The sequence below is a fragment of the Acinetobacter sp. 243_ASPC genome (assembly GCF_001054715.1).
Taxonomy (GTDB): Bacteria; Pseudomonadota; Gammaproteobacteria; order Pseudomonadales; family Moraxellaceae; genus Acinetobacter; species Acinetobacter soli.
Genome location: NZ_JVOR01000092.1, coordinates 44,788 through 54,024 on the forward strand (window position 1 = coordinate 44,788; position 9,237 = coordinate 54,024).

The 9,237-nt window shown below is 45.0% G+C and carries 8 protein-coding genes and 1 tRNA gene; all 9 read right to left on the reverse strand.

Annotation, left to right across the window (positions count from 1 at the left end; genetic code table 11):
• Positions 1–60: 60 nt before the first annotated feature.
• Entirely contained in the window at positions 61–4,149 is a 4,089-nt protein-coding gene (gene rpoB / locus ADA42_RS12030; RefSeq protein ID WP_004932374.1) for a DNA-directed RNA polymerase subunit beta, read from the reverse strand.
• A gap of 308 nt (positions 4,150–4,457) precedes the next feature.
• Positions 4,458–4,826 (reverse strand): 50S ribosomal protein L7/L12, encoded by a 369-nt coding sequence (gene rplL, locus ADA42_RS12035; protein ID WP_004932371.1) that lies wholly within the window; start codon positions 4,824–4,826, stop codon positions 4,458–4,460.
• Between the two features lie 42 nt (positions 4,827–4,868).
• Positions 4,869–5,375, reverse strand: coding sequence for a 50S ribosomal protein L10 (rplJ, locus tag ADA42_RS12040; protein WP_004932368.1), 507 nt, complete (start codon positions 5,373–5,375; stop codon positions 4,869–4,871).
• Between the two features lie 273 nt (positions 5,376–5,648).
• Complete coding sequence (gene rplA, locus ADA42_RS12045) at positions 5,649–6,344, reverse strand: 50S ribosomal protein L1 (RefSeq protein ID WP_004932366.1); 696 nt, start codon at positions 6,342–6,344, stop codon at positions 5,649–5,651.
• 3 nt (positions 6,345–6,347) lie between these two features.
• Positions 6,348–6,776, reverse strand: a complete 429-nt coding sequence (gene rplK / locus ADA42_RS12050; protein ID WP_004637639.1) for a 50S ribosomal protein L11 — start codon at positions 6,774–6,776, stop codon at positions 6,348–6,350.
• 114 nt (positions 6,777–6,890) lie between these two features.
• The gene (nusG, locus tag ADA42_RS12055) at positions 6,891–7,424 is read right to left on the reverse strand and encodes a transcription termination/antitermination protein NusG (protein ID WP_004932362.1); all 534 of its coding nucleotides are present in this window, start codon (positions 7,422–7,424) and stop codon (positions 6,891–6,893) included.
• A gap of 7 nt (positions 7,425–7,431) precedes the next feature.
• A complete protein-coding gene (gene secE / locus ADA42_RS12060) occupies positions 7,432–7,872 on the reverse strand; it encodes a preprotein translocase subunit SecE (RefSeq protein ID WP_004932360.1) in 441 nt (146 codons plus the stop codon).
• Between the two features lie 75 nt (positions 7,873–7,947).
• Positions 7,948–8,023: transfer RNA gene (locus tag ADA42_RS12065), tRNA-Trp, on the reverse strand.
• 56 nt (positions 8,024–8,079) lie between these two features.
• A partial coding sequence (tuf, locus tag ADA42_RS12070; protein WP_029952609.1) for an elongation factor Tu occupies positions 8,080–9,237 on the reverse strand: 1,158 nt, incomplete at its 5' end.

Here is a 9,237-nt window from a genome sequence, read left to right on the forward strand (position 1 = left end):
CACTCACTCGGCTGGGTCACAAATACTGTTTTTCCTGAAAAATCTGAGCGAGCTTAACGCTTAGTCACCATTTTTCAGTTCAATGTTGATACCTAAAGAACGGATCTCTTTGGTCAATACGTTGAAGGATTCAGGCATACCCGGATCCATGTAGTGGTTACCATCTACAATGTTCTTATAGATACGGGTACGACCTTCTACATCATCCGACTTCACTGTAAGCATCTCTTGAAGCGTATAAGCTGCGCCGTATGCTTCTAGTGCCCAGACTTCCATCTCACCGAAACGCTGACCACCGAATTGTGCTTTACCACCAAGCGGCTGCTGAGTGACAAGCGAGTAAGAACCAGTTGAACGCGCATGCATCTTGTCGTCAACCAAGTGGTTCAACTTGAGCATGTACATGTAACCTACAGTAACAGGACGATCGAACTGTTCACCTGTACGTCCGTCAAACAAAATCTGTTGGCCCGTACGTGGCAACTCAGCCAGCTCAAGCAACTCTTTGATTTGGTTTTCTTCAGCACCGTCAAACACTGGCGTGGCTAAAGGAACACCCTTACGCAAGTTACCTGCAAGCACCAAGATTTCTTCGTCAGTCAAGCTATCAAGATCTTCTTGCTCGCCACCTACCTTGTTGTAGATTTTGTCTAAGAAAATACGTAGCTCGGCAATCGTACGTTGCTGTTGCAACATCTTATCGATTTGCTCACCCAAGCCTTTTGCTGCAAGGCCCAAGTGTGTCTCAAGAATCTGACCCACGTTCATACGTGATGGTACACCCAGCGGGTTCAATACCACGTCAACAGGTACACCGTTGGCATCGTGTGGCATGTCTTCTACAGGCAGAATGTTAGAGACAACACCCTTGTTCCCGTGACGACCCGCCATCTTATCACCAGGCTGGATACGACGTTTAACTGCAAGATACACTTTCACAACTTTCAATACACCCGTTGTGAGTTCATCACCGGTTGCAAGTTTGCGTTTTTTCTCTGCAAATTTCTCGTCGATCTCTGCGCTCTTCTCTTTCAAGAACACTTGAATCTGGCTCAGACGCTCTGCGATACCTTCATCAGTTGGTTGGATGTCTAATAGATCAACCAACTCTAAACCTGACAACATATCTTCAGACAGTTTGTCACCACGTTTGGTGGTGCCACCGCCATTCGATTCTTGATTGGTCAACAAGCGTACAACACGCTCACGCGCCGCTTCTTCAAAGATTTTGTATTCTTCTTTCAAGTCTTTACGGTAAGCATCAAGCTGTGCTTTTTCAATCGCAAGTGCACGTTCATCTTTTTCTAAACCATCACGGGTAAAGACTTGAACGTCAATTACGGTACCTTTGGTGCCCGATGGAACGCGTAAAGATGAATCTTTCACGTCTGCGGCTTTTTCACCGAAGATGGCACGAAGCAGTTTTTCTTCAGGGGTTAATTGTGTTTCACCTTTTGGTGTCACTTTACCAACCAAGATGTCGCCCGCAGTCACTTCAGCACCGATGTACACGATACCTGATTCGTCAAGCTTAGACAGTGCTGCTTCACCCACGTTAGGAATATCGGCAGTAATTTCTTCTGCGCCCAACTTGGTATCACGTGCAACACATGACAATTCTTGAATGTGAATCGAAGTCAAACGGTCTTCTTGAAGCACACGCTCAGAAAGCAAGATCGAGTCTTCGTAGTTGTAGCCGTTCCAAGTCATGAACGCAACGCGCATGTTTTGACCCAGCGCCAACTCACCGCCATCCGTTGATGGACCATCGGCCAAGACATCACCACGACCAACTTTATCACCCAAATTCACCAGTACTTTCTGGTTGATACAGGTGTTCTGGTTCGAACGGGTGTACTTGATCAGGTTGTAGATATCTACACCTGCCTCGCCTGCGATCATTTCGTCTTCATTGACACGAATCACGACACGTGAAGCATCAACAAACTCGATCATCCCGCCACGTTTCGCGATCACACATACGCCCGAATCACGCGCAACGTTTGCTTCCATACCGGTACCCACAAGTGGTTTATCGGCAAGCAAAGTTGGAACCGCCTGACGTTGCATGTTGGAACCCATCAATGCACGGTTGGCGTCATCGTGTTCAAGGAACGGAATCAACGATGCCGCAACAGAAACAACCTGTTGGGCAGAAACGTCCATATGCGTTACTTTTTCTGGTGGCATGCGAACGAATTCACCTTGATGACGAACAGAGACCATCTCTTCCATCAAGTTACCATCAGTGTCAACGGCAGAGTCGGCCTGTGCAATCACGGTGCCTACTTCTTCGATTGCAGACAAGTATTCCACATCGTCTGTAACACGACCTTCTACAACTCGACGGTACGGTGTTTCCAAGAAACCAAAATCGTTGGCTTTTGCATACACAGAAAGCGAGTTGATCAAACCAATGTTTGGACCTTCCGGCGTCTCAATCGGACATACACGACCATAGTGGGTTTGATGTACGTCACGCACTTCAAAGCCTGCACGCTCACGAGTCAAACCACCCGGACCAAGTGCAGAAACACGACGCTTATGCGTAATCTCTGACAGTGGGTTGTTTTGATCCATAAACTGTGACAACTGGCTTGAACCAAAGAATTCTTTGATCGCCGCTGCAACAGGTTTGGCATTGATCAAGTCTTGTGGCGACAAGTTATCTGTTTCTGCTTGTGACAAACGTTCTTTTACTGCACGTTCAACACGTACCAGACCTACACGGAACTGGTTTTCGGTCATTTCACCAACCGAACGTACGCGACGGTTACCCAAGTGGTCGATATCGTCGACTTCACCTTTACCGTTACGAATTTCAACTAATGTACGAAGTACATCGATGATATCGTCATTCGAGAGGATTCCCTCGACTTCACGTGATTTCTGATCTGTACCGACTTCGTATGGACGACCCAAACGACGGTTGAATTTCATACGTCCCACTGGAGACAAGTCATAACGCTCAGAAGAGAAGAACAAGTTATTAAATAGGTTCTCTGCAGCTTCTTTGGTTGGTGGCTCGCCCGGACGCATCACTTTATAGATTTCAACCAAGGCATCTTCACGGCCTACAGTGGTGTCGGCACGTAATGTATCGGCAACAAATGAACCGCGGTCGATGTCGTTGGTAAACAGAATATTAAACTGTTTAACGCCACCTTCTGCCAGTTTCACCATCACTTCATGGCTAAGCAAAGTATTGGCTGCAATCACTTCGCCATCACGTAACGTGATGTCTTCAGCAGTGATACGCTCATACAAGTACTCATCTGGAACAGACAGTTTAGTCAGACCAGAAGCTTCCATTTGACGAACGTGACGTGCGTTGATACGTTTACCTTGCTCTACAATGATTTTGCCGTCATTGTCTGCAATGTCAAACTGCGCCATTTCGCCACGTAAACGCTCAGGCACCAAATCAATCTGGTAACTACCGAAGTCTAGATATACCGGTACTTTTTCGTAGAATAATTCAAGGATTTGAGCGTTGTTATACCCTAGGGCACGCAAGATCACCGATGCCAATAGCTTACGACGACGGTCGATACGTACGTATACTAAATCTTTTGCATCAAACTCGAAGTCTAACCATGAACCACGGTAAGGAATGATACGTGCAGAGTACAAGACTTTACCACTTGAGTGGGTCTTGCCTTTGTCGTGATCGAAGAACACGCCTGGTGAACGGTGTAACTGAGATACGATGACACGCTCAGTACCGTTGATCACAAACGTACCGTTTTCGGTCATGAGTGGAATTTCACCCATGTACACTTCTTGCTCACGTACATCTTTAATTGATTTCGTTTCACGATCTTTAATGATCAAACGAATTTTAACGCGCATTGGTGCCGCATAAGTTGACCCGCGAAGAATACATTCACGCACGTCAAACTCTGGTTTACCAAGACTATACTCAACAAATTCTAAAGCAGCATTGCCAGAATAACTTTCAATTGGGAAAACTGAACGAAATGCCGCTTGGAGACCGATATCTTCGCGACTTTTTGGTGTTTTGCCATCTTGCAAGAACGTTCTATACGAGTCGACTTGAATCGAAAGCAAGTATGGAGCGTCCATGACGCTAGGCAATTTACCAAAATTCTTACGGATCCGTTTCTTTTCGGTATATGAGTATGCCATCTGGAGTCCTCGGAAAGTAAACCAGGCTCGCCTGCAGAACGAGCTTGGATGGAATTACGCAGGCCGATATGGCCACCACTTTTACAAATGCTGCAATTTTTAAGTGGTATCAAAACGCTTAACAATATTTTTAAGATCGAAAAATATTGGTAAGCGTTTGAAATTCTTTTGTTTATTCTTAAAATTAGAATTCGTACATTCGAACAAACAAAAATCGAGCCGATTATTGTAACGCAAAAAGGCTGATGACCCAAGAGCCATCAGCCATTTTATGGAGCCGATTATCAAATAATCGACCCCTTAAGAAATTACTTAAGAGTAACTGTAGCACCAGCTTCTTCAAGTTTCTTCTTAAGCTCTTCGCCTTCTTCTTTAGAAACGCCTTCTTTAAGAACTTGTGGAGCACCTTCAACAAGATCTTTAGCTTCTTTAAGACCAAGGCCAGTTGCTTCACGAACTGCTTTAATAACAGCTACTTTGTTCGCGCCGAAAGAAGTCAATTCAACGTTGAATTCAGTTTGCTCTTCAGCAGCAGCAGCAGCGCCAGGAGCAGCAGCTACAGCTACAGCAGCAGCAGATACGTTAAATTTTTCTTCGAAAGCAGAGATTAATTCAACAAGTTCAAGAACTGTTTTTTCAGCAACTGCGTTTAAGATTTCTTCGTTAGTTAAAGCCATGAGATAAACTCCAAATGGATATTGAATGGTGTGAGAGTAGGATTAAGCCGCTTCTGACTCGTTTTTCTCTTTGAGCGCTGTAATAAGGCGACCCAATTTCGAAATAGGAGCTTGAAGAACAGAGGCAAGCATAGTAAGCGCTTTCTCTTGGTTCGGAAGGTTTGCGATCACGCTAACATCTGCACCTTGATAAAGCTTGCCGTCAAATGCAGCAGCTTTAAGTTCAAATGTTTTGTTCGTTTTTGCAAATTCTTCGAACAAGCGTGCAGCTGCACCCATATCGTCTTCAGAAGTTGAGAAACCGAGAATGGTTGGGCCAACAAGTTCTTCACTCAAGATATCAAACTGAGTACCTTCGAGTGAGCGTTTTGCCAAAGTGTTACGTACGATACGTGTCGTTACACCAAGCTTACGAGCCTCAACACGAAGTTGAGTTAATTTCTCTACGCTAGAACCTTGATAGTTAGCCACAACAACAGAAAACGCTTTAGAAGCAACTTCGCTTACTTCTGCAACGATCTGTTTTTTGTCTTCGATAAGAAGAGCCATTGTAAAACCTCCTAACGGTGATTTATGCACCTAAACAGGTACACTCCCAATTCGTAAATCTTTCGATTTACACGCGGAGGAGGAATAAATCACACCACCGCGTCTACTCAGACTGGTCTATTAAGAAGATCGCTTGCAAACAAGCTCACTTCGCCTGAGGTCTTTGACGCTGATAAATTTACATTTATCAATTCAAAGTCCGCCTGATGGGTTGGATATAACCAAAGGCCATATCCAAAATCAGGACTTTAAAATTCTTGACTAAGTTAAGACTTAGTTTGAAACGTTGTTTACGTCAACAACAAGACCTGGGCCCATAGTTGAGCTTAAAGTGATCTTTTTGATGTAAACACCTTTAGAGGTAGCAGGCTTTAACTTTTTCAAGTCTGCAACTAAAGTTTCAACGTTTTGACGGATTGCTTCAGCAGTGAAACCAACCTGACCAATCGCAGCGTGGATAATACCCGCTTTGTCTACGCGGTAACGCGCCTGACCTGACTTCGCATTTTTAACTGCAGAAGCTACGTCTGGAGTAACCGTACCCACTTTCGGGTTTGGCATTAAGCCACGTGGACCAAGAATCGTACCCAACTTACCTACAACGCGCATTGCATCTGGAGCTGCAATCACAACGTCAAAGTCAAGGTTACCTTGTTGAATGCTTTCAGCAAGGTCATCAAAACCAACGATGTCAGCACCTTCAGCTTTAGCAGCTTCAGCAGCAGCACCTTGAGCAAATACAGCAACACGTACAGTTTTACCAGTACCGGCTGGAAGTGTCGTAGCACCACGAACAACTTGGTCAGATTTACGTGGGTCAACACCAAGGTTTACCGCAACATCCATTGACTCTTTGAACTTAGCAGCTGGTAGGCTGTTAAGAACTTGTACCGCTTCTTCCAAAGTGTAAACTTTGTTTGCTTCAAGAGCAGCAGCAATGGCTTTTTGACGTTTAGTTAACTTTGCCATGTCTTATAGCTCCACTTCCAAGCCCATAGAACGTGCAGAACCAGCGATGGTACGAACACGTGCGTCTAAATCAGCACCAGTAAGATCTGGTTCTTTAGTAGTCGCGATTTCTTCCAATTGAGCACGAGTCAACTTACCAACTTTAGTTTTGTTCGGTACAGATGAACCCTTTTGGATACCTGCAGCTTTCTTAAGAAGAATAGAAGCAGGAGGAGTTTTCATGATGAATGTGAACGACTTGTCGTTGTACACAGTGATCACGACTGGAATTGGCAAACCAACTTCAAGTTTTTGTGTAGCAGCATTGAATTCTTTACAGAATGCCATGATGTTTACACCACGTTGACCCAAAGCAGGACCAATTGGTGGAGATGGATTCGCTTTACCAGCTGGAACTTGCAGCTTGATATAGCCGTCAATCTTCTTAGCCATTATCTATTACCTCTGGGTACAAACGCCGTGAGGCTCCCCAATTTTCATTTCACAGCACCAAAGCACTGTAATAACAATGCCCGATTAAATCGGGCGCTTTCCAACCAATTCAAATTAAACCGTTTTTTCGACTTGACGAAATTCAAGTTCAACCTGAGTTGGACGGTTAAATACATTAATCGTCAACGTGAGACGTGACTTTTCGTACAGTACCTCTTCCACGACTCCTTTAAAGTCTGTGAACGGACCGTCGATCACCAACAATTCTTCGCCTGGTTCAAACATCGTCTTCGGACGAGGTGCTTCACCAGTATTGCGTACACGTGCAAGAATAGCATCCGCTTCTTTTTGCGTAATTGGGGCAGGCTTTTCAGCAGTACCACCAATAAATCCAAGCACTTTTGGACATTCTTTTACAATGTGCCAAGTTTCATCATTCATTTCCATTTCGACTAACACATAGCCCGGAAAGAATTTACGCTCAGATTTGCGTTTCTTGCCATCCTTCATCTCAACCACTTCTTCGGTTGGAACAAGGACTTCACCAAAGCTATCGGCAACAGCGCTACGCTGGATTCGCTCATTAAGCGAACGCATCACCTGCTTTTCATAACCAGAGTAGGCATGAATAATATACCAACGTTTCATAGCTCTTTTACCCGATAATCAACTTAATTAACCAACCTAAACCATAGTCAAAACACCACAACACAATGGATGTAATCACTACGACCAACAGCACCTGCCAAGATGTAGTCACTGTTTCTTGCTTGGTCGGCCAAGTTACTCGACGCAACTCAATTCGCGCATCTTTAAGTAAACGAACAAAGCCTTTACCTTGATGGGTGGCGTATAATAAACCTAAAGCGACGACGATACAAGTCAAAATTACAGCGACACGCACCCAAACACTGGTTGCAGGCGGCCAATATGCAGGCAAATATTGATTTACCATGGCTGCACCAATCAATAACGCCAGTGCAATAACCCATAACACTACGTCTAATGCAGATGCAGAAGTGACAACTTCAGCAGAATTGTTTCGTTGAGGAATTGGCGCGTCGCTTAATGCGTCACGCGATTTATCGTTCGACATTTTTGTACTCGTCGTAGAATTCGCGACTTATTATATGACAATTAAGCCAGCATCAAGCTTTTATTTAGAAAAAAATGGCAGGCCAGGAGGGACTCGAACCCCCAACATTCGGTTTTGGAGACCGACGCTCTACCAATTGAACTACTGACCTATGACACACAAGCCGAGAGTCTAGACCCCCGGCTTGTGAAATGCAACTTTATTTGATTATGCAGTTACTTTCGCAACAACACCAGCACCTACAGTACGACCACCTTCACGGATCGCAAAACGTAGACCTGGGTCCATTGCGATTGGGTGGATCAATTCTACTGACATTTCAACGTTGTCGCCTGGCATTACCATTTCAACGCCGTCTTGTAATTGGATTGCACCAGTTACGTCAGTCGTACGGAAATAGAACTGTGGACGGTAACCGTTAAGGAACGGAGTATGACGACCACCTTCTTCTTTAGAAAGTACGTATACTTCTGCGTCGAATTTAGTGTGCGGCTTGATTGTACCTGGTTTAGCAAGTACTTGACCACGTTGTACGTCTTCACGCTTAGTACCACGAAGAAGAACACCACAGTTCTCGCCCGCACGGCCTTCGTCTAGAAGTTTACGGAACATTTCAACGCCAGTTACTGTCGTAGTTTGTGTATCACGGATACCTACGATTTCAACTGATTCGCCTACTTTCACGATACCAGCTTCTACACGGCCAGTTACTACTGTACCACGACCAGAAATTGAGAATACGTCTTCGATTGGCATCAAGAATGCTTTGTCGATTGCACGCTCTGGCTCTGGGATGTAAGAGTCTAGTGCTTCTACAAGCGCAAGAACTGAAGGCTCGCCGTACTGACCTGCGTCACCGTTAAGCGCTGCAAGTGCAGAACCACGGATCACTGGAGTGTCGTCGCCCGGGAAGTCGTAAGTAGATAGAAGTTCACGAACTTCCATTTCTACAAGCTCAAGAAGCTCTTCGTCGTCTACAAGGTCGCATTTGTTCAAGAATACAACGATGTAAGGTACACCTACCTGACGAGAAAGAAGGATGTGTTCACGAGTTTGTGGCATAGGACCGTCAGTCGCTGCACACACAAGAATCGCGCCGTCCATCTGAGCAGCACCAGTAATCATGTTTTTAACGTAGTCGGCGTGGCCTGGGCAGTCAACGTGCGCGTAGTGACGAATTGGAGAATCGTATTCTACGTGTGAAGTATTAATGGTAATACCACGTGCTTTTTCTTCTGGAGCCGAGTCGATTTGCGAGTAATCTTTCGCTTCACCGCCGTAAGTTTTCGCACAGATAGTTGCGATCGCAGCAGTAAGAGTTGTTTTACCATGGTCAACGTGACCAATTGTGCCCACGTTTACGTG